The following is a 21,165-nucleotide window of genomic DNA, read 5'->3' as shown; positions in this document are numbered from 1 at the left end:
GTGAACCCCATGAGCGAACCCTCCCGCTTCGACCGCGGCCACACCGACGACCTCATGTCCTTCCTGACGGCCAGCCCGTCGCCCTACCACGCCGTGGCGAACGCCGCGGAACGGCTGGAGAAGGCAGGTTTCCGGCAGGTCGCCGAGACGGACGCCTGGGACGGGGCGAGCGGCGGCAAGTACGTGCTGCGCGGCGGCGCGATCGTGGCCTGGTACGTCCCCGAGGGCGCCACGCCGCACACCCCCTTCCGGATCGTCGGCGCCCACACCGACTCGCCGAACCTCCGCGTCAAGCCGCTGCCCGACACCGGCGCGCACGGCTGGCGGCAGATCGCCGTCGAGATCTACGGCGGACCGCTGCTCAACTCCTGGCTCGACCGGGACCTGGGCATCGCCGGCCGGCTGACCCTGCGCGACGGCTCGACCCACCTGGTGAACGTCGCCCGGCCACTGCTGCGGGTGCCGCAGCTCGCCATCCACCTGGACCGGGCCGTGTCCACGGAGGGGCTGAAGCTCGACAAGCAGCGCCACCTCCAGCCCGTCTGGGGCCTCGGCAACGACGTCCACGACGGCGACCTGATCGCCTTCCTGGAGGAGGAGGCGGGGCTGCCCGCGGGCGAGGTCACCGGCTGGGACCTGATGACGCACTCCGTCGAGCCGCCCGCCTACCTGGGCCGCGACGAGGAACTGGTGGCCGGCCCGCGCATGGACAACCTGCTGTCCGTACACGCCGGTACGGCGGCGCTGGTGGCCGTCGCGACCGGCGGGGCCGGCCTGCCCTGCATCCCGGTGCTCGCCGCCTTCGACCACGAGGAGAACGGCTCGCAGTCCGACACCGGCGCGGACGGGCCGCTGCTCGGCAGCGTGCTGGAGCGCTCGGTGTTCGCGCGCGGAGGGTCGTACGAGGACCGGGCGCGGGCCTTCGCCGGCACCGTCTGTCTCTCCTCCGACACCGGTCACGCCGTCCACCCCAACTACGCGGAGCGGCACGACCCGACGCACCACCCGCGTGTCAACGGCGGCCCCCTCCTCAAGGTCAACGTCAACAACCGGTACGCCACCGACGGTTCGGGCCGGGCGGTCTTCGCCGCCGCCTGCGAGAAGGCCCAGGTCCCCTTCCAGTCCTTCGTCTCCAACAACTCCATGCCCTGCGGCACGACGATCGGCCCGATCACCGCGGCCCGGCACGGCATCCGCACCGTGGACATCGGCGTGGCCATCCTGTCGATGCACAGCGCCCGGGAGTTGAGCGGCGCGGACGACCCCTACCTGCTGGCGAACGCGCTGACGGCGTTCCTGGAGGGCTAGCCCCACCTGCGTAAACGCTGGCTCCCGCATGGGAGTTGCCCGCCGGGGTACACGGATGCGGACACCGGAACGACCGGTAGACCGGACAGGGAGGCGACACTCATGGGCCTCGGCGGGTGCATCATCCTCATCGCCGTGGGAGCCATCCTCACGTTCGCGACCGACTGGGACATGCAGGGGGTCAACCTCGACCTGGTCGGCGTCATCCTGATGATCGTCGGCCTGATCGGCGTGACGACCTTCAGCAGCATCGCCCGGCGCCGCCGCGTGGTGGTGCCTCCGGCCTCGACGACCGTCGTCGAGGAGGAACGCCACCACCACCATCACCGCGGCGGATACAACGACGGGTACGGCGTGTGACCCTCGCCGGGATCAGGCGTCCAGGCCGGCCAGCACCAATGGCAGCCGGTCGGCGCCGTTCTCGGTGAGCAGCACCGGAACACCCCAGTCCTGCTGGTGGACATGGCAGGCCGGGTACTCGTTGGCGGGATCGTCGTCGCAGGACGCGGCCATCGCGGAGACGTGCAGCACCCCTTCTCCCACCTCCGGGTCGAGCTCCAGCGTGCGGGAGAGTTCCGTGCCCGCACCCTCCCCCGACAGCAACAGCTCGGGCGGGGTGGAGGAGACCAGGAGGCGGGTGGAGGGGCCGTACCGCGTGTCCAGCTTCTGCCCCGCGGGGGCCTGGAAGATCACGTCCAACGCGACTTCACCGGGCGCCACTTCGGTGGCCTCGCGCCGGGTGCGGTGGGCGACGGCCTCCACGCGGACCGCCTCCTCCGGCAGACGCAGACGGGTCAGGCGGTGGCGGGCGGACTCGACGACCACGATGTCGTCGCCCACGAGGACCGCGTCACTGGGCTCCCGCAGATCCGTCGCCAGCGTCGTCACCTCGCCCGTCGCCGGGTCGTAGCGGCGCAGGGCGTGGTTGTAGGTGTCGCTGACCGCGACCGAGCCGTCGGGCAGCGCGGTGACGCCCAGCGGGTGCTGGAAGAGCGCCTGGCCGGCGGCGCCGTCACGGTGACCGAAGTCGAACAGGCCGGTGCCGACGGCGGTGTGGACCTGGCCGTCGAGGTCCACCCAGCGCAGCGCGGAGGTCTCGGAGTCGGCGAGCCAGAGCCGGTCGGCGGTGGCCGCCAGCCCGGACGGCTGCGCGAACCAGGCCTCGGCGGCGGGGGCGTCGACGAGGCCCTCGTTGGTGGTGCCGGCCGCCGCCTCGACCGTGCCGGCGGCCGGGTCGTACGTCCACAGCTGGTGGACGCCCGCCATCGCGATCCACACCCTGCCTCCGAACAGGGCCACGTCCCACGGTGAGGACAGGTCGATCTCGCGAGCCGGGCCGGACGTCGCCGAGCCCTGCCACCACTGCTGCCCGGTGCCCGCCAGCGTCGTCACCGCACCGGAGACCAGGTCGACCCGGCGCAGGGCGTGGTTGACGGTGTCGGCGACGACGACCGAGGTGTCGTCGAGGAGGGCGAGGCCCTGCGGCTCGCTGAAGGCGGCCGCGTCCGCCGTGCCGTCGGCGAAACCGCGCGTGCCGGAACCGATGCGGCGCACGACGCTCTCGCCGTCGGCGGCCAGCTCCACCAGCTGGTGCCGGGTGGTGTCGCTGACCAGGAAGGTCCCCGACGGAAGCAGGACCGCCTTGCCGGGGAAGCGCAGGGCCGTCGGCTCGGGCTCCGGCGCCACGTACGGCCCGTCGCCCCGGCGCAGGGTGCCCTTCGCCTCGTGCTCGGCCTCCAGCTCCGTCACCAGCCGCTCGATGGCGTGCACATGGCCCTCGCCCGCGTGCTGCGCGACGACGTACCCCTCGGGGTCGATGACGACGAGCGTCGGCCACGCGCGCACGGCGTACTGCTTCCAGGTGGCGAGCTCGGGGTCGTCCAGGACGGGATGTTCGACCCCGTAGCGCTCCACCGCGTCGACGACCGCCCGGTGGTCCGCCTCGTGGACGAACTTGGGCGAGTGGACACCGATGACGACCACCGTGTCCCGGTGCTTCTCCTCCAGCTCGCGCAGCTCGTCCAGGACGTGCAGACAGTTGATGCAGCAGAACGTCCAAAAGTCCACGATGACAATGCGTCCTCGCAGGTCGGCGAGGGTGTACTGCCGGCCGCCCGTGTTCAGCCAGCCGCCCTTGCCGATCAGCTCGGGGGCGCGGACACGGGCGCGGCGGGAGGTCGGGGCCGGGGATGCGTCGGTCATGGATCAAGGGTGCCACTCGCCACCGACAGCACCGACGGTCACCCCAGCGCGTGCCCCGTGGTCGCGTCCACGTGGTCCGGTACCTCGTCGTGGCGGTCGCCGACGGTGGAGGTTCCGGTGGGCTCGAACACCAGGATCTCGGTGGGCACGGGCGCGTACGGCTTGTGCTCGGTGCCGCGCGGCACGGTGAAGACGGCGCCCTTGGGGAGGGTCACCGTGCGTTCGCCGTCGGCCTCGCGCAGGGAGATCCGCAGCTCGCCGTCGAGGACCAGGAAGAACTCGTCGGTGTGGTCGTGGACGTGCCAGAGGTGCTCGCCCTCGGCCTTCGCGACGCGGACGTCGTAGTCGTTGACGGCGGTGACGATGCGCGGGCTCCACTGCTCCGAGAAGGAGGCGAGGGCGGCGGACAGGACGACGGGTTCGTGGGTCATGGCGTCATCCTCGGCCGTGGCGCGGGGCCCGCACGAGTGCTAGGAATCGCATATGCCGCAAGAATCCTCTCAGCCGCACCGGGTCGCCGTCATCGTCGACGAGGGCACCAACCCGTTCGAGGTCGGGGTCGCCACCGAGCTGTTCGGCCTGCCCCGCCCCGAACTCGGCCGGCCGCAGCCGCTGTACCGGGTCACCCTGTGCACGCCCACGCGCTCGGTGCGGATGAACCACGGCTTCTTCACGCTGACCGGCACGGCCGGTCTCGACGCCGTCGACTCGGCGGACACCCTCGTCGTGCCGGGCCGGCCCGACAACGTCGTCCCGCGTGGGGAGGACGTCCTGGACGCCATCCGGCGCGCCCACGCGCGCGGGGCACGCGTCATGAGTTTCTGCACGGGCACCTTCGCGCTCGCCGAGGCCGGGCTGCTCGACGGACGCCGTGCCACCACCCACTGGATGTGGGCCGACACCTTCCGGGAACTGCATCCGCGGGTGCGGCTCGAGTCCGACGTGCTCTTCGTCGACGAGGGCGACCTGCTGACCGCCGCGGGCAGCGCCGCCGCGCTCGACCTCGGGCTGCACGTCGTACGCCGCGACCACGGCGCCGAGATCGCCAACGCCTTCTCCCGCCGGCTGGTGTTCGCCGCCCACAGGGACGGCGGGCAGCGGCAGTTCGTGGAACGGCCGGTGCCCGAGACGCGGGACGAGTCCCTGGGGCCGTTGCTGGCGTGGGCGCAGGAGCGGCTGGGGGAGCCGCTGACGGTGGCGGACCTGGCGGCCCGCGCGGCGGTGTCGCCGGCCACGCTGCACCGGCGTTTCCGCGCCCAGCTCGGCACGACACCGCTGGCCTGGCTGACGGGGGAGCGGGTGGCCCTGGCGTGCCGGCTGATCGAGCGCGGGGAGGAGCGGCTGGACGTGGTCGCGGCGAGGAGCGGGCTGGGGACCGCCGCGAACCTCCGGACGCGGCTGCGCCGCGAGACCGGACTCAGCCCGTCGGCCTACCGGCGGCGTTTCGGACCGGCCGCCGGGGAAGCGCTGACCGTATGAGATTCCTCGTACGCGACCGGATCCTCGGCTTCGGTGACGACTACTGGATCGAGGACGACCGCGGCCACAAGGTCTACCTCGTCGACGGCAAGGCGATCCGGATGCGGGACACCTTCGAGCTGAAGGACACCCGCGGACAGGTCCTGATCGACATCCGCCAGAAGATGTTCGCCCTGCGCGACACGATGGTGATCGAACGGGACGGCGAGCCCCTGGCGACCATCCGCCGCAAACGGCTGTCGCTGCTGCGCAACCACTACCGCGTCTCCCTGGCGGACGGCCGTACCGTGCTCGACGTCAGCGGCAAGATCCTCGACCGGGAGTTCGCCGTCGAGTACGACGGCGAACCGCTGGCCGTCGTCTCCCGGCGCTGGCTGCACGTACGGGAGACGTACGGCGTCGACGTCCTCCGGGAGGACGCCGACCCGGCCCTGCTGATCGCGGTGGCGGTGTGCGTGATCCACCTGGCGGAGAAGGAGCGGGAGGACTAGGTGTGCTGTCCGGCGGATCCGGCCGGGCGTGCCGGTCGCCGGCCCGGATGTCCCAGGCGCCTCCACGGTCGCCATGGCCGCCACGCCCGTACGGGTCCGGGCGCCGCAGCCGGTCCGGCGGGGGCCGCTCCGCTCCAGCCGCGGTGGGAAGCTCTCAATCCCGAGCCGCCAGCCCCGGCGGGGGGCCTCTCAACCCGAGCCGGTCAGCCCGGACCCGGGCCACGCAACCCCGAGCCGCTCAGCACCGGCGGAGGTCATTCCGCGCCGGCGGAGGTCACTCCGCCGGGCGGGGGGCCGCTCAGCCGCGGGGAGGGCGCAGGCCCAGTACGCGGTCCTTCAGGGCCGGGAACTGCTCCCGGGTCGTCGCGACCTTCGCCGGGTCGAACTCCACCGTGAGCACCTGCTCGCCGTGTCCGGCCTCCGCGAGCACCTCGCCCCACGGATCGACCACGATCGAGTGACCCGCCTGCGGAACTCCCGCGTGCGTCCCGGCCGTTCCACACGCGAGCACGAACGCCTGGTTCTCGACCGCCCTCGCCCGGGCCAGCAGCGTCCAGTGCCCCCGGCGGCGCTCCGGCCAGCCCGCCGGCACCACCAGGGTCTCGGCACCGGCGTCGACGAGGCCGCGGAAGAGCTCGGGGAAACGGAGGTCGTAGCAGGTGGCCACACCGAGGGTCGTGCCGGGGAGCCGTACCGTCACCAGTTCGCTCCCCGCGCCCATCAGGACGGCCTCGCCCTTGTCGAAGCCGAAGCGGTGAATCTTGCGGTAGGCGGCGGCCAGTTCACCGGAGGGGGAGAAGACGAGAGACGTGTTGTAGAGGGGGCCGTCACCCGCGGCGGAGCCGCTGTCGGACGGAGCCCGTTCGGGGATCGACCCGGCGTGCAGCCAGACGCCCGCGTCGCTCGCGGCCTTGGCCATCGCCTCGAAGGTCGGGCCCTGCAGCGGTTCCGCCTCGCTGCCGAACTCCTCGTAGGCGAACGCCCCGGTCGTCCACAGCTCCGGCAGCACGACGAGGTCGGCGGCACCGGCCTGCTCGCGCACCAGCGAGGCAACCCGCGTCCGCCGCGCTTCGACCGATTCGCCCTCTTCCACGGCGATCTGGATCAGAGAGGCGCGCACACTACCACCGTCCTGGCATTCGAGCCGTCCACACAGGCCTACGATCGTCACACGAAAGCACTGCCGGGTTGCCTCTCAGCAGCGTAACTTAACGTTCCGAGACACCCGCCGACAGCCACCTCCCGCAGGCAAAGCCGCCGCACCAACCGCCCGAGTACCGACCGCCGAGGGGTCCCGTTCCGTGAGTCTGCATCCCACCCTCCAGCCCTACGCCGACGCCTGGACGCACTCCATCGAAGCGATATCCGAGCTGGTGCAGCCACTGGTGGAGGCGGACTGGAACCGCCGCACCCCGTGCCCGGGCTGGTCGGTGCGCGACATCGTGTCGCACGTCATCGGCCTGGACTGCGAGATGTACGGCGACCCGCGGCCCATCCACTCCCTCCCGCGCGACCTGTTCCACGTCACCACCGACCTCCAGCGCTACATGGAGATGCAGGTCGACGTCCGCCGTCACCACACGGCACCGGAGATGACGTCCGAGCTGGAGTACACGATCATCCGCCGCAACCGCCAGCTGCGGAACGAGTCGCGCGACCCCGGCACCAAGGTGCGCGGTCCCCTCGGTACCGAGCTCACCCTCGAGGAGTCCATGCGCAACCACGCGTTCAACGTGTGGGTGCACGAGCAGGACCTGCGCGCCTCCCTCGGCCGCCCCGGCAACCTCGACTCCCCCGGCGCGTACGTCGCCCGTGACGTGCTCCTCGAGGCGCTCCCCGCCGTCGTCGCCGGCAAGGCCGACGCCCCGCGCAGCTCGGCGATCGTCTTCGACGTGCACGGGCCCGTGGAGTTCCTGCGCACGATCCGGGTCGACATCCAGGGCCGCGGCACCCTGGAGACGGCCCCCGCCCTCGGGCCCGCCGCCGCCTTCACCCTCGACTGGGAGACGTACGTCCGCCTCGCCTGCGGCCGGGTGACCCCGGAGGCGGTCGCGGACCGGGTGAAGGCGGAGGGCGATCCGGAGCTGACGGCGGCGATCCTGCGGAACTTCGCGGTGACGCGGTAGCGGTCGACGCGGCAGCGGTACGACGCGGCAGCGGCAGGACGCGGCCGCCTTACGCGCAACGGGCCCGTCGTGAGTGTTCACGACGGGCCCGTGCGCGTGCTGTGCCGACGTCAGCTGATCTTCGCGTAGCCGAAGTTGATGAGCTTCTTCACGTCCGTCGTGCGGTTGGCCGCCGAGGAGGAGGTGAGGACCGTGCCCATGACCGACTTGCCGTTGAGCGTGGCGGCGAAGACGAGGCAGTACTTGGCCTCGGTACCGGAACCGGTCTTCACGCCGAGCGTGCCGTTCCAGCCGAGGAGGGTGTTCGTGTTCGTCCACGGCGCCATCGTGCGCGTCGCACCGGTCTTGGTGATCGTCTTGGCCGTGTACGACTTGGCCTTCACGACGGTCTTGAACGTGGTGCTCTTCATCGCGCTCCGGGCGAGGAGCGTGAGGTCGCGCGCCGTCGAGTAGTTCGAGCCCTTGCTGATGCCGTCGAACGAGTCGAAGTGCGTGTTGGTCATGCCGAGCTGCTTCGCCTTGTTGTTCATCTTGGCGATGAAGTTCTTGACGCGCGCGGCCCGGGTGGTGCCGGTGCCGAACTTGTCGGCGAGCGCGTACGCGGCGTCGCAGCCCGAGGGCAGCATCAGCCCGTACAGCAGCTGACGGACGGTGACCTTGTCGCCGACGATCAGCTTGGCGTTGGAGGCGTAGTTGTTGGCGATGATGTAGTCGCTGTACGCCTTCTGGATGGTGACCTTGGCGTCCAGGTTCAGGTTCGTCTGGGAGAGCACGACCTTCGCGGTCATGATCTTCGTGGTCGAGGCGGTGAGCCTCTTGGTGTCAGCGGCCTTGGCGTAGAGCGCCTTGCCCGTGGCGCCGTTCATCACGAAACCGCTCTTGGCGGTGATCGTGGGCACCGTGACAGCTTGTGCGGGCGCCGCGGTGAGGGCACCGGTGACGAGCACTGCGCCGGTCGTCACGGCGACGGCTGCGGCCCTGCGGACACGGAAGCCCTTGCTGGCGGTTATCAACTGAAATACCCCGATTACGTCGAATGCCCCTGCGGTGCGGCCGAGTTGGAGGGGGAAAGCAGATGGGGCCGCATGTGTGTGACACGTAAGTAGCACAGAAGGTTGTGCGTCCGCTGCGCGGAGTTTCCCGACGTCCCCTCCTGTCCCTCCTGCCGGTGATTCTCATCCCCCGGGCGGCCCCCTCCCGGTCCGCATGGTGGACGCGGGGCACCGATGCGTACGTGTTGTATCTATCCTGTGGACATGCCTTCGGCCCCACCCGCTCCCCTCAAGCAGCCACCCGCCGCCGACCGCGTCTACGCCCACGTCAAACAGGGCGTCCTCGACCGCCTTTACGAGGGCGGCACGCTCCTCACCGAAGGCGAGCTGGCCGAGGCCGTCGGGGTCTCGCGCACGCCCGTGCGCGAGGCGCTGCTGCGCCTGGAGGTGGAGGGGCTGATCAAGCTCTACCCGAAGAAGGGCGCACTGGTCCTGCCGGTGTCCGCGCAGGAGATCGCGGACGTGGTGGAGACCCGGCTGCTGGTGGAGGAGCACGCGGCGCGCAAGGCCGTACCCGCCCCGCCGGGCCTCATCGCGCGGCTGGAGGAACTGCTCGCGCAGCAGAAGGCGCAGGCCGCCGCCGGCGACCTGGCCGGAGCCGCCGTCACCGACCGCTGCTTCCACGCCGAGATCGTCCGCAGCGGCGGCAACGAAATCCTGTCGCGGCTGTACGACCAACTGCGCGACCGGCAACTGCGGATGGGCGTCGCCGTACTGCACTCCCACCCCGACCGGATCGCCAAGACCCTCGTCGAGCACGAGGAGATCCTGGAGGCGCTCCGCTCCGGTGACGCGGAGACGGCCGTGGGGCTGGTCCACCGGCACGTCGGCTGGTTCTCGCACCTGGCGCGGGGGGAGGTCCGATGAGGCCGGACAGGCCGGTCGGCAACCCCACCCTTCCGGGGGACCCGCCCGGTGGACGGCGCGCTGTCGCCGTCTGGGGGATCGGGGTCTCCGTCTACTTCGTCGCCGTCATCTTCCGTACCTCGCTGGGCGTGGCGGGCCTCGACGCCGCCGACCGCTTCCATGTGAACGCCTCCGCGCTGTCCACCTTCTCGATCCTCCAACTGCTGGTCTACGCCGGCATGCAGATACCTGTCGGTCTGCTGGTCGACCGGCTCGGCACCAAGAAGGTGCTGGCCATCGGGGTCGTGCTGTTCACGGCCGGGCAGCTCGGGTTCGCCTTCTCACCGTCGTACGGCATGGCGCTCGCCTCGCGGGCGCTGCTCGGGTGCGGCGACGCGATGACCTTCATCAGCGTGCTGCGGCTCGGCACACGGTGGTTCCCCGCCCGGCGCGGGCCGCTGGTCGCGCAGTTCGCGGGGCTGGCGGGCATGGCGGGCAACCTCGTCTCCACGCTGGTGCTGGCGCGGCTGCTGCACGGGGTGGGATGGACGGCGGCCTTCGCGGGCAGCGCGCTCGCGGGCGTCGTGGTCCTGGTGCTGCTGGTGCTGTTCCTGAAGGACCACCCCGAGGGGCACGAGCCGGAGCCCTTCCCCCACCAGGGGGCCGCGTACGTACGGCGGCAGATCGCCGCGTCCTGGCGCGAGCCGGGGACGCGGCTGGGGCTGTGGGTGCACTTCACCACCCAGTTCCCGGCGATGGTGTTCCTGCTGCTGTGGGGGATGCCCTTCCTCGTCGAGGCGCAGGGACTCAGCCGGGCCACCGCCGGGGAGCTGCTCACCCTCGTCGTCCTGTCCAACATGGTCGTCGGGCTCGTGTACGGGCAGGTCGTCGCCCGGCACCACGGGGCGCGGCTGCCGCTCGCCCTCGGGACCGTCGGGGTGACCGCGCTGCTGTGGGCGGCGACGCTGGCGTACCCCGGCGGGCGCGCGCCGATGTGGCTGCTGGTGGTGCTGTGCACCGTGCTCGGGGCGTGCGGACCGGCCTCGATGATCGGCTTCGACTTCGCGCGGCCGGCGAACCCGCCCGAGCGGCAGGGGACGGCGTCCGGGATCACCAACATGGGCGGGTTCGTCGCCTCCATGACGACGCTCTTCGCGATCGGCGTGCTGCTGGACGCGACCGGGGACGACTACCAGGTCGCCTTCTCCGCGGTGTTCGTGCTGCAGGCCCTCGGGGTGAGTCAGATCCTGCGGTTGCGCAGGCGGGCGGCCCGGCGCGAGCGGGAGCGGCTGATAGCGAGCCGGGTGTCCTCGGTGCACGTCCCCGTGTGACGGAGCGGATGCCGGTGCGGGCGGCGCCGCGGCTGCCCTCCGCGGCCGCCCGCTCCAGCCCGGCCGCCCGCTCCGGCCCGGCCGCCCGCTCCGGCCCGGCGGGCCGCGGCAGTGCGTCGCCCGGTGAGGGTCACCGGCCGGCGTGCGGCGCGGGCGGTCACCGCCGAAACCGGTTGTCCGCACACCTGTACGGCGTCTAACCTCAGGGCCCATCGACGTGTAGCTCAGCAGCAGAGCACCGGGCTGCAACCCGGAGGGCGCGGGGGCGGAACCCGCCACGTCGGCTCCACGACGTGTAGCTCAGCAGTAGAGCACCGGGCTCGGGACCCGGAGGGCACGGGGGCGGAACCCGTCACGTCGGCTTATGAACCACGACGCTGACCAGCAGCACCTCGCAGAGGCGAACCCGGGCTACGCGTCCGGCCAACTGGCCAAGGCGCTCAGGACCGCCCGCACCCACCACGACCCCGACACCCGCGACCGCGCGCGGGAGAAGAGCCGCGCCTGGCGGGCCGTCCTCGCCGGCATGGCCAACGGGCTGCTCGCGATCGGCTCCCGCACCCCGGTCGCCGGGCTGCCCGCCTGGGTGACGCCCGAGGTCGTCCGCGGCGGCTTCGCCACCGGCGAGCCCGCGGCCGGCGGTCCGCTGCGCCCGTACGAGACCGAGGTCGCGCGGCAGGCGGGGATCCCCCAGGACCGGCGGGCCCTGTTCGCGTACTGGCTGTCCGAGGACGGGCTGAGCCGGCTCTACGACCTGCTGGACAGCGGACGGTACGAGGTGACCGTCCCCGAGGAGGCCGCCCTGCTCACCGTGGCCTGGCTCGCCCGGGCCGGCGAGACGGACGCGGCCCTGGACCTCGTCGAGGAACTCGCCCCGTTCGCGGACCGCCTGCGTTTCTCGCCTCCGCCCGCCGACCGCCCGGCGCCCGGCGCCGACGCGGTGCACCGCCGTACCGTCGGCGACGCCTCGCACGCCCTCGGCCGGCGCCGGCCGAACCGGGCCGTGGAGACGCAGCGGGAGGCACTCGCCGTCTGGCAGCCGTTCGGGGACGAACTGCTCGCGCACTGGCTGGAGACGGCCGAGGACGGGCAGGGCGCGACCGTCCTGACGCGCACGCCCGACGACGCCTGGCACGAGCGGGGCGCCGCGCTGCTGCGCCGCTACCGCGACCTCGCCGGCCGGCACACGTACTGCACCAAGCACCTCGACCCCAAGCAGAACCTGGCCATCCTGCGGGGAGCCCTGGAGGAGACCGTCGCCGGACGTCCGCTGGACGCACGCCGGCTCGGGCTGCTGCGGCACGCGGTCACCTCCATGGTGCGGCGGCGCGGGCTGCCCGGTTCCCCGGAGCTGACGGCCCTGCGCCGGGAGCAGGCCGCGCAGGCGGCGCTGCCGTCGCACCACGCGCTGGCCCAGCTGGTGCTGCGCCGGCTGTCCGGGCTGCCGCGGGAGGAGGGCGTCGGCGAGGTCGCACCGCTCATCGCCCCGGTCGGCGAGGAGGAGGCGCGGGAGACCGGCCTGCCCGCGGGGGCGGCGATCCCGCCCGCTCTGCGCCGGCCCGTCGAGGCCGCGCTGAGCGCACCCCTCGGCACGCTGGTGGAGCGCGGTGTCGTGCCGTCGGCGGAGGCGCTGGCCGAGCTGGTCCCGCAGCTCGTCGCCGCCACCACCGCGCAGGCCTACACCGAGGAGTCCCTGCGCACCCTGGCCGCCGCCCACTACCGCGCCTTCCGCAACCGCCGTTCACTGCTCCTGCTCAACCTGGAGCGGCAGGTGCGTCTGGAGGAGCTGCCGTGGGTGCGGGCCGTGGCCGGACGGCGCTCCGACACCGAGGCGGGCGAGGCGTCCGCCGTCGCGCTGCGGCAGCTCGGCGAGCTGGCCGTGCAGGCGTTCCCCGGCACGATCCTGCCCAACCCGCTCGTGCGTGAACTGTCCGTCCTCGCCCGCGAGGCCGACCTGGGTGCCCCCCTGGTCGAGGAGCTGGCCGCGGACATCTTCATGGGCACGTTCACCCCGAAGTTCCTCGCGGCGGCCCGCGTCGCCGCGGAGCTCCTCGGCGGCGGTTCGCTCTACGAGCGCTACTACGCCATCGACTACCGGGCCGTGCGCAACCTGGCGATCGCCGAGGCCGGTGAGGCACAGACCCGGACGATCCGGCCCCGGACCTCACCGGCGTTCGCGAAGCTGTGCGCCGAACGGGCCGGTGCCTCCTCGTCCCGCGCGCGCTGGGGCTTCGGGTCGGTGGCCGCGAACGGCACGGTGATCGAGCAGGCGCAGATCCTCACCACGCACAACCTGGCCACCCTGGTGCACCGGGTCGGCATCGCCCCGGCCACGGGGTGGGAGGACCTGGCCCTCCGCGGCTTCGACACCGTCTGCCGCCTGACCGCCCGCGTCCACGGCAACCCGCGTCCCCTGGCCACCATCAAGGACGCGGCCTACGCCTGGCGCCAGACGCTGTTCCACCTGTCCCTGTGCACCCCGCGGGAGCAGGAGCGCACGCTGGCCCGGTTCTCCGAGGAGATCACCCGCCACCCGGGCCATGTGGAGGCCCGCCTCGCCCCCGCCCTCACCGGCCTGCGCCAGGTCGCCGAGGGCGGCTCGGCGGACGAGGGCGAGGGCCGACGGCTGCTGGGCTGGACCACCGGGGCCCACTGGATGAGCGGGGAGACCGCGGCGGCCCGTCGGGACACCTGAGCCGACCACCGGGGCACGGGCCGCTTCTCGGGCGGTGGGTTTGTGGGTGACGTCATGGGGCGTCGGTCCGTGGGTGACTTCAGGGGGTGTGGGCCCGTGGATGGCTTCACGGACCGTGGAGCTGTGGGCGACTTCACGGGGCGTGAGCCCGTGGGTCACTTCACGGGGCGTGGGGCGCTTCTCGGGCCGTGAGTCACTGCCGGGCCGTGGGGCAGGTCACGGGCCGTGGACCTGTGGGTGACACCACGGGGCGTGGGTTGACTTCGCGGGCCGGGGTGTCACGGCCGTCGGGCACTCCGCGGGCCGAGAGGAGCCGTCGTCCGGCCCGAGGAATCGGGAGCCGCGTCCCGTCCGGCGGGTACGCGGCTCCCTCAGGTCCTGCGGGTCACCCGGATCGCCCGGGGTGCCCGGGTCCCCGGGTTGCCCAGGTCCCCCGGCTTGCCCGGGGCTCACCCCCAGGTGATCAGCCGCTTCGGCTGCTCGAGGATCGCCGCGACGTCCGCCAGCACCTTGGAGCCCAGCTCACCGTCGACCAGACGGTGGTCGAAGCTCAGCGCGAGCGTGGTGACCTGACGCGGCTTCACCTTGCCCTTGTGCACCCACGGCTGGAGCTTGATCGCGCCGACCGCGAGGATCGCGGACTCGCCGGGGTTGAGGATCGGCGTCCCGGTGTCGACGCCGAAGACGCCGACGTTGGTGATGGTGACCGTGCCGCCCTGCATGGCCGCCGGGGACGTCTTGCCCTCACGGGCCGTCGCCACCAGCTCGCCGAGCGCCTCGGCGAGCTGCGGCAGCGTCTTGTCGTGGGCGTCCTTGATGTTCGGCACGATCAGCCCGCGTGGGGTCGCCGCCGCGATGCCCAGGTTCACATAGTGCTTGCGCACGATCTCCTGGGCGGCCTCGTCCCAGGACGCGTTGATGTCCGGGTTGCGCTTGATGGCGACCAGCAGGGCCTTGGCGATCAGCAGGAGCGGGTTGACCCGCAGGCCCTGCATGTCCTTGTCCTGCTTGAGCTCCTCGACCAGCTTCAGCGTGCGCGTGACGTCGACCGTCACGAACTCGGTGACGTGCGGCGCCGTGAACGCCGACCCGACCATCGCCTGCGCCGTCGCCTTGCGCACCCCCTTGACGGGGATCCGGGTCTCGCGGGCCGAGTCGTACGTGACGACCGGGGCCGGGGCGGCGGGAACGGCGGCCGGGGCGGGGGCGGCCGTCGGGGCGGGCTGCGGTGCCGTCGGCGCGGGCGCCTCGGCCGGGGCCGCCGCCGCGTGGACGTCCTCGCGCGTGATGATGCCGTCCGGGCCGGACGGGACCACCGTCGCGAGGTCCACCCCCAGGTCCTTGGCCAGCTTGCGCACGGGCGGCTTGGCGAGCGGGCGGGGCCGGTCCACGGCCGCGCCCTGGGCCGCCGCTCCGTGCCCGTTCAGCTCAGCCTGGACGGCCGCGGCCGCCGCCGGCTCCTGGGCGGGGACTCCCGTGGCCTTGCGCGGCCGGCGCTTGGTGGAGGAGGCGGCCACGCCGTACCCGACGAGGACCGGCTGACGGCCGGATCCCTCCGCCTTGGGGGCGGCGGCTTCCGGCTCCGCGGGCACGGCCGCTGCCGGGGCCGGCGCCGGGGCCCCGGCGGGCGCGGCGCCGCCCGCCACGTCCACCGTGATGATCGCCGTGCCCACGTCCACCGTGGTGCCCTCGGGGAAGCGCAGCTCGCGGACCACACCGTCGTAGGGGATGGGCAGTTCGACGGCGGCCTTGGCCGTCTCGACCTCGCACACCACCTGACCGTCCGTCACCGTGTCCCCGGGCTGGACGTACCACTTGAGGATCTCGGCCTCGGTGAGTCCCTCGCCCACGTCGGGCATCTTGAACTCGCGTACGGACGCATCCGTCATCGTCGTCACGACCCTCTCCTCAGTACGCCAGGGCACGGTCGACGGCGTCGAGTACCCGGTCCAGGCCCGGCAGGTACTCCTCCTCGAGGCGCGCCGGCGGGTACGGGGCGTGGTAGCCGCCGACCCGGAGCACCGGGGCCTCCAGGTGGTAGAAGCAACGCTCCGTGATCCGCGCGGCGATCTCGGCGCCCGAGCCGAAGAACACCGGCGCCTCGTGGACGACGACCAGACGGCGGGTCTTCTCCACGGAGGCCTGGATGGAGTCGAAGTCGAGCGGGGAGACCGAGCGCAGGTCCAGGACCTCCAGGTTCCTGCCCTCCTCGGCGGCCGCGGCGGCGACCTCCTGGCAGAGCTTCACCATCGGGCCGTAGGCGACGAGGGTCAGGTCGGTGCCCTCGCGGACGACCCGCGCCTTGTGCAGCGGGCCGGGGATGGCCTCGGTGTCGACCTCGCCCTTGTCCCAGTAACGCCGCTTCGGCTCGAAGAAGATCACCGGGTCGTCGCTCTGGATGGCCTGCTGCATCATCCAGTAGGCGTCGCCGGCGTTCGACGGGGAGACGATCTTCAGGCCCGACACGTGCGCGAAGAGCGCCTCGGGGGACTCCGAGTGGTGCTCGACGGCGCCGATGCCGCCGCCGTAGGGGATGCGGACGACGACGGGGAGCTTGACCTTGCCCAGCGAGCGGGCGTGCATCTTGGCCAGCTGGGTGACGATCTGGTCGTAGGCGGGGAAGACGAAGCCGTCGAACTGGATCTCCACCACCGGGCGGTAGCCGCGCAGGGCCAGGCCGATCGCGGTGCCCACGATGCCCGACTCGGCGAGCGGGGTGTCGATGACGCGGGACTCGCCGAAGTCCTTCTGCAGTCCGTCCGTCACCCGGAAGACGCCGCCGAGCTTGCCGACGTCCTCACCCATGACGAGGACCTTCGGGTCGGACTCCAGGGCGTGACGCAGCGACTCGTTGATCGCCTTCGCCAGAGCCATGTTCTTGCTGGTCGCAGTGGCTGCCATCTCAGTTGCCCCCCTCACCCGCGGCGAAGCCGCTCTCGGACTCGGTCGCGAACGACGCCTGGTAGGCGGCGAACTGGGCCCGCTCCTCGTCCACGAGCGCGTGCCCGTCCGCGTACACGTTCTCGAAGATGGCGAAGTGGTCCGGGTCCGGCATGGCACGGACCGCTTCGCGCACTCGCCTGCCCAACGCCTCGCTCTCGGCCTCGAGTTCCGCGAAGAATCCCTCGTCCGTGTGGTTTGAGGACTCCAGGTAGCGGCGGAGACGCAGGATCGGGTCCTTCGCCTCCCAGGCGGCGCGCTCGTCGTCGTGCCGGTAGCGGGTGGGGTCGTCGGAGGTGGTGTGGGCGCCCATGCGGTACGTGTACGCCTCGACGAGGGTCGGCCCCTCGCCCCGGCGGGCCCGCTCCAGGGCCCACTTGGTGACCGCGAGGCAGGCCAGGACGTCGTTGCCGTCGACGCGGACGCCGGGGAAGCCGAAGCCCTGCGCGCGCTGGTAGAGCGGGACGCGGGTCTGCTTCTCGGTCGGCTCGGAGATCGCCCACTGGTTGTTCTGGCAGAAGAACACCACCGGGGCGTTGTAGACCGCGGAGAAGGTGAACGACTCGGCGACGTCGCCCTGGCTGGAGGCGCCGTCGCCGAAGTAGGCGATGACCGCGCTGTCCGCGCCGTCCTTGGCGATGCCCATCGCGTAACCGGTGGCGTGCAGCGTCTGGGAGCCGATGACGATCGTGTAGAGGTGGAAGTTGTTGCCGTTGGGGTCCCAGCCGCCGTTGTTGACGCCGCGGAACATGCCCAGCAGGTTGGTCGGGTCGACACCGCGGCACCAGGCCACGCCGTGCTCGCGGTAGGTCGGGAAGACGTAGTCGTCGTCGCGCAGGGCGCGGCCGGAGCCGATCTGGGCGGCCTCCTGGCCGAGCAGCGACGCCCACAGGCCCAGCTCGCCCTGACGCTGCAGGGAGGTGGCCTCGGCGTCGAAGCGGCGGGTGAGCACCATGTCGCGGTACAGGCCGCGCAGCTCCTCGGGGGTGACGTCGGCGACGTACGGGTCGTACTCGGCGTCCTTCACGCGCTTGCCCTCGGGCGTGAGCAGCTGTACGAGCTGCGTCTCGGTGCCCTTCTTGGCGGTGGCGCGGCTGGTTCGGGTGGTGCGGGTCGCGCTGGCGGCGCGCTCGGTGCCGGTGGCCTTGGCCGCCGCGGCGCGGGTGGTGCCGGCCGCCGCCTCGGTGCCGGTGGCGCCGGCCTTGCTTCCGGCGCTGCGTCGCGGCTTGCGCGCGGCAGTGCTCTCCACGGTCACGTGTGCTCCTCCGTCGGTCCGGCCCCCGGGGTTGCCGGGAACCAGTGCGGCTCACCTGTTTCCGACACCCGGGCACGGGGTGGGTGTCACTCGGCCGGAACAGGCGTGACAGGTGCCCCGGCGAGCGCCCTGCAGGATTCACGTTACCCAGTACGCCACATTTCTGTGAAACCCCACCTGACCTGCGTTTTTGCTTGGATTTCCAAGTAAATCGGCAAAGCCGGGAAGGCGCCTGGTCACAGCCTTGCAGGAGGCCGGAGCAACGGCACGTTATCCCGCTGACCCAGGTCACGGGAAGAGTTCGTGTCGAAAACCGGTGCGGTGCGCCAAGAAGGAAAAATCAAGGTAATTCCCCCGGTGGGCGTAGCGAGCCGCGGACGGAATGCGGACCGGGGGTCGCCGAGCCTCCGGCCCCGCCCCCGGGACCGCTTCCCGCCCGAGGCGCACCCCAGGACGACCACCGGAGACCACTTGTGACAGATGGTGACTTTCTGTGACAACGCCCAGCTCACGGGCCTGGCTGGTGCCCTAGCATCGGCGCGTGCCGCGCTCCTGTGTACCACCCCTCGTACCCCACGCGCCCCCTTTGGGCGCCCTGCTCCGCCGCTACGCCGCCGGGTCCGCCCTCGCCTGCGAGCCCGTCGACCAGGGCCTGCTGAACCGCGGCTACCGGCTGCGCACGACGCGCGGCCACTACTTCCTCAAGCACCACTTCGATCCGGACACCGCCGACCCGGCCTCGATCGTCCGCCAGCACCGGGCCACCCAGCGCCTGGCCGTCCTGGGCGTTCCGGTGGCGCCCCCGCTGCCCGGCCGGGACGGCCGCACGGTAGCCGTCGTCGGTGGCCACGCCTACGCCCTGCACCCCTGGATCGACGGCCGCCACCGGCACGGCGCCCAGCTCACCCCCGACGAGTGCGCCCGTCTGGGAGCGCTGCTGGGGGTCGTGCACGCCGGCCTGGAGCGCGTGATGCCCGCGCGGGCGCGGGCGCGCACCATGTCCGCCGAGAGCCCCGCCCCCGCGGACACCTTCGCCCTCATCGACGACCTCCTCGCGCGCGTGCGCCGCCACCGCCCCGCCGACTCCTTCGACGAACTGGCCCATCACCGGCTCCTGGAACGGCGCGCCCTGCTGGAACGCCACGCGGACCGGCGCCCACCGCACGCCGGCCCGGTCGGCTGGGTCCACGGGGACTTCCACCCGTTCAACCTGCTCTACCGCGGCGACGCCCCCGCCGCCATCGTCGACTGGGACCGGCTCGGCGTGCAGCCCCGCGCGGAGGAGGCCGTCCGCGCCGCCGCGATCTTCTTCGTCCGGCCCGACGGCACCCTCGACCTGCCCAAGGCACGGGCGTACGCGCGCGCGTACCGGCGCGCGGCCGGCGCCACCCCCTCGGAACTCTCGGCAGCCGTGCACCGCGTCTGGTGGGAGCGCCTCAACGACTTCTGGATGCTCCGCTGGCACTACGAACGCGGCGACACCCGCGCCGACCCCCAGTTCCCGGCGGCATCGGCCCTCGCGGTGTGGTGGACCCGGGAGTACGACGCGGTGTGCGACGCGTTCACGGACTGAACGGGCGTGCAGGGACCAACTGGGGGTGGGGCCGGAACCCCAGGCCCGGTGTCGGACCCGCCGGGGCCAACAACGCGGCACGCGCGCGTGGAGCCCCGTTCAGGCTCCGCGCGCGCGTGGGGGGAATCTGCCGTGCGACCGGTCAGGACTCCCCTTCCTCGCCGCCGCTCGTGAGTCCGGAGACCGTGCCGCCGTCGGTCGTACCGCCGTCGCTCGTGCCGCCGTCCGTGGTGCCCGGGTCACTCGTCACGGGGTCGCTCGGCTCCTCCGTCGCCGGGTCACTCGTCACCGTGTCCGACGGCTCGTCGGACGGCTCGCTGCTGTAGCTGGGGGACTCCGAGTACGACGGCTCCACCGGCTGCGTCCAGTCCGACCCGGAGTTCGAGCCGGTGCTGCCGTCCGAGGTGTCCTCCGAGGTCTCGTCGGTCGGCGAGTCGCTCGGCGCCGCGCTGGTCTGGCCGTCCGTCACGGACGGCGTGGCGCTGGGCGACTTGGTGGTCTTCGCCCCGCCCTCACCCGAACCGGCGTTGTTCAGCGCCAGGGCGACGCCCGCGGCGATGGCGATCACCGCGAGGACGGCGAGCACCCACAGCTTGCCGCGGCCGCTGCCCCTGTTGCCGTGCCCCTCGAAGCCGCCCTCGTCGCCGCCTCCGTAGTTCGAGGGCAGGATCGGCTGGGGGATCTGCGAGGTGTGGGAGCCGTCGGCGCCCTGCGCCATCACCGCCGTGCTCGCGAAGCCCGCCCCGGCGGCCTTGCCGGCGGGCGCGTCGACCGGCCCGGTGTTCCACGTGCCGGTGTGGCCGCCCTGGTCGTACAGCATCTGCAGGGCGTACTGGACCAGGCCGCGCATCTCCTCCGCGGTCTGGAAACGGTCGTCGGGCTCCTTGGCGAGGGAACGCATGACGAGGCCGTCGAGTTCCGGCGGGCACGCCCCGTCCGAGGTCCGCGACGGCGGCACCGGGATGTCCTGGACGTGCTGGTAGACCACTGAGAGCGGGGTCTCGCCGGTGAAGGGCGGGCGCAGCGCGAGCAGTTCGTACAGCAGGCAGCCCGTCGCGTACAGGTCGGAGCGGTGGTCGACGGCCTTGCCGAGGGCCTGCTCCGGCGAGAGGTACTGCGGGGTGCCCATGACCATGCCGGTCTGCGTCATCGTCGTGGACGCGCCGTGCAGGGCGCGGGCGATGCCGAAGTCCATCACCTTCACCGCGCCGTTGTGCGTGATGATGACGTTCGCCGGCTTGATGTCGCGGTGCACGATGCCGTGCTGGTGCGAGTACGCCAGCGCCTCCAGCACCCCGGAGACGATGATCAGGGCCTGCTCGGGACCCGGCGCCTCGGCGTTGAGCAGCAGGTCGCGGATGGTCCGCCCCTCGACCAGCTCCATGACGATGTACGGCACGCTCTGGCCGCCGACGACGTCCTCGCCGGAGTCGTACACGGCGACGATCGCGTGGTGGTTGAGGCCGGCCACCGACTGGGCCTCGCGGGTGAAGCGGGCCTTGGACACCGGGTCCTCGGCGAGATCGGCGCGCAACAGCTTGACGGCGACCGTGCGTCCGAGGCGCACGTCCTCGGCGGCGAACACCTCCGCCATGCCGCCCCGGCCGAGTCTGCCGGTCAGCCGATACCGGCCGTCCCCGACAAGTCCGCCGTTACCCCACATCTCCGGCGCATCTGACATACCGCCGCCAGTCGCCTCGGGGTCGGACGGGCCCTGAGCGCGCTGCTGCTGTGCCATCAGTCCTCGCCGTCGTTTCTGCCCGCGGTGCGCGCGGTGTTGTTACGGTCTCCGTCGGCCACGCTACAGCCTCCGCGCAAGCCGCCGGTCCGGGACGAGCCCGCTTACCGGTTCGAGACGGACCGGTCA

17 protein-coding genes and 2 tRNA genes are annotated in these 21,165 nt (G+C 72.5%); 11 read left to right on the top strand and 8 right to left on the bottom strand.

Features of this window, described 5'->3' with window-relative positions:
- The first annotated feature begins 9 nt into the window (after positions 1-9).
- Complete coding sequence (locus tag ACIBBD_RS07900) at positions 10-1,308, top strand: M18 family aminopeptidase (protein ID WP_399418419.1); 1,299 nt, start codon at positions 10-12, stop codon at positions 1,306-1,308.
- Between the two features lie 102 nt (positions 1,309-1,410).
- Complete coding sequence (locus ACIBBD_RS07895) at positions 1,411-1,668, top strand: DUF6458 family protein (RefSeq protein ID WP_399418418.1); 258 nt, start codon at positions 1,411-1,413, stop codon at positions 1,666-1,668.
- Between the two features lie 12 nt (positions 1,669-1,680).
- Here the strand turns inward: ACIBBD_RS07895 and ACIBBD_RS07890 are convergent, their stop codons facing one another.
- Both ACIBBD_RS07890 and ACIBBD_RS07885 read right to left on the bottom strand, forming a co-directional pair.
- A complete protein-coding gene (locus ACIBBD_RS07890) occupies positions 1,681-3,510 on the bottom strand; it encodes a thioredoxin-like domain-containing protein (RefSeq protein ID WP_399418417.1) in 1,830 nt (609 codons plus the stop codon).
- Positions 3,511-3,548: 38 nt separating this feature from the next.
- Complete coding sequence (locus ACIBBD_RS07885) at positions 3,549-3,941, bottom strand: cupin domain-containing protein (RefSeq protein WP_399418416.1); 393 nt, start codon at positions 3,939-3,941, stop codon at positions 3,549-3,551.
- Positions 3,942-3,993: 52 nt separating this feature from the next.
- Here ACIBBD_RS07885 and ACIBBD_RS07880 point away from each other — a divergent pair, with 52 nt between their 5' ends.
- Entirely contained in the window at positions 3,994-4,989 is a 996-nt protein-coding gene (locus tag ACIBBD_RS07880) for a GlxA family transcriptional regulator (protein WP_399418415.1), read from the top strand.
- Positions 4,986-5,480: an LURP-one-related/scramblase family protein gene (locus ACIBBD_RS07875; RefSeq protein WP_399418414.1), complete on the top strand. Its 495-nt coding sequence runs from the start codon at positions 4,986-4,988 to the stop codon at positions 5,478-5,480. The genes ACIBBD_RS07880 and ACIBBD_RS07875 overlap by 4 nt, the downstream gene beginning before the upstream one ends.
- A gap of 298 nt (positions 5,481-5,778) precedes the next feature.
- Here ACIBBD_RS07875 and ACIBBD_RS07870 read toward each other — a convergent pair whose 3' ends face one another.
- Positions 5,779-6,600: a carbon-nitrogen family hydrolase gene (locus tag ACIBBD_RS07870; protein ID WP_399418413.1), complete on the bottom strand. Its 822-nt coding sequence runs from the start codon at positions 6,598-6,600 to the stop codon at positions 5,779-5,781.
- A 181-nt stretch (positions 6,601-6,781) separates the two neighbouring features.
- Between ACIBBD_RS07870 and ACIBBD_RS07865 the strand changes: the two genes are divergently transcribed.
- Positions 6,782-7,606 carry a maleylpyruvate isomerase family mycothiol-dependent enzyme gene (locus tag ACIBBD_RS07865; RefSeq protein ID WP_399418412.1) on the top strand — a complete coding sequence of 275 codons (825 nt, stop codon included), beginning with the start codon at positions 6,782-6,784 and terminating at the stop codon, positions 7,604-7,606.
- A 110-nt stretch (positions 7,607-7,716) separates the two neighbouring features.
- Here the strand turns inward: ACIBBD_RS07865 and ACIBBD_RS07860 are convergent, their stop codons facing one another.
- Complete coding sequence (locus tag ACIBBD_RS07860; protein ID WP_399418411.1) at positions 7,717-8,619, bottom strand: D-alanyl-D-alanine carboxypeptidase family protein; 903 nt, start codon at positions 8,617-8,619, stop codon at positions 7,717-7,719.
- Positions 8,620-8,862: 243 nt separating this feature from the next.
- On the opposite strand from ACIBBD_RS07860, the gene ACIBBD_RS07855 reads away from it, so the two are divergent.
- The 5 genes from ACIBBD_RS07855 to ACIBBD_RS07835 all read left to right on the top strand — a co-directional run bounded on the left by ACIBBD_RS07855 (position 8,863) and on the right by ACIBBD_RS07835 (position 13,530).
- A complete protein-coding gene (locus ACIBBD_RS07855) occupies positions 8,863-9,525 on the top strand; it encodes a GntR family transcriptional regulator (RefSeq protein WP_399418410.1) in 663 nt (220 codons plus the stop codon).
- Positions 9,522-10,835, top strand: a complete 1,314-nt coding sequence (locus ACIBBD_RS07850) for a nitrate/nitrite transporter (protein ID WP_399418409.1) — start codon at positions 9,522-9,524, stop codon at positions 10,833-10,835. Before ACIBBD_RS07855 ends, ACIBBD_RS07850 begins: the two co-directional genes overlap by 4 nt.
- A 213-nt stretch (positions 10,836-11,048) precedes the next feature.
- Positions 11,049-11,119: transfer RNA gene (locus ACIBBD_RS07845), tRNA-OTHER, on the top strand.
- A gap of 5 nt (positions 11,120-11,124) precedes the next feature.
- Positions 11,125-11,196, top strand: a tRNA-Pro gene (locus tag ACIBBD_RS07840).
- A gap of 3 nt (positions 11,197-11,199) precedes the next feature.
- Positions 11,200-13,530, top strand: a complete 2,331-nt coding sequence (locus tag ACIBBD_RS07835) for a hypothetical protein (RefSeq protein WP_399418408.1) — start codon at positions 11,200-11,202, stop codon at positions 13,528-13,530.
- Positions 13,531-13,979: 449 nt separating this feature from the next.
- Here the strand turns inward: ACIBBD_RS07835 and ACIBBD_RS07830 are convergent, their stop codons facing one another.
- Genes ACIBBD_RS07830 through pdhA form a run of 3 tightly spaced genes read right to left on the bottom strand, consistent with a single transcriptional unit; the run spans position 13,980 to position 17,725 of the window.
- A complete protein-coding gene (locus ACIBBD_RS07830) occupies positions 13,980-15,428 on the bottom strand; it encodes a dihydrolipoamide acetyltransferase family protein (RefSeq protein WP_399418407.1) in 1,449 nt (482 codons plus the stop codon).
- Positions 15,429-15,438: 10 nt separating this feature from the next.
- Entirely contained in the window at positions 15,439-16,431 is a 993-nt protein-coding gene (locus ACIBBD_RS07825; protein ID WP_399418406.1) for an alpha-ketoacid dehydrogenase subunit beta, read from the bottom strand.
- A 1-nt stretch (position 16,432) separates the two neighbouring features.
- Entirely contained in the window at positions 16,433-17,725 is a 1,293-nt protein-coding gene (gene pdhA / locus ACIBBD_RS07820; RefSeq protein ID WP_399418405.1) for a pyruvate dehydrogenase (acetyl-transferring) E1 component subunit alpha, read from the bottom strand.
- A gap of 541 nt (positions 17,726-18,266) precedes the next feature.
- On the opposite strand from pdhA, the gene ACIBBD_RS07815 reads away from it, so the two are divergent.
- A complete protein-coding gene (locus tag ACIBBD_RS07815; protein WP_399418404.1) occupies positions 18,267-19,298 on the top strand; it encodes a phosphotransferase in 1,032 nt (343 codons plus the stop codon).
- Positions 19,299-19,440: 142 nt separating this feature from the next.
- On the opposite strand, the gene ACIBBD_RS07810 is transcribed toward ACIBBD_RS07815, so the two are convergent.
- Entirely contained in the window at positions 19,441-21,036 is a 1,596-nt protein-coding gene (locus ACIBBD_RS07810; RefSeq protein ID WP_399418403.1) for a protein kinase, read from the bottom strand.
- Between the last annotated feature and the right edge of the window lie 129 nt (positions 21,037-21,165).

The sequence above is a fragment of the Streptomyces sp. NPDC051315 genome (genome assembly GCF_044455165.1).
In the GTDB taxonomy this organism is placed as follows: Bacteria; Actinomycetota; Actinomycetes; order Streptomycetales; family Streptomycetaceae; genus Streptomyces.
Note: the sequence above shows the minus strand (reverse complement) of the source record. Positions and strands in the feature narration are given on the sequence as shown.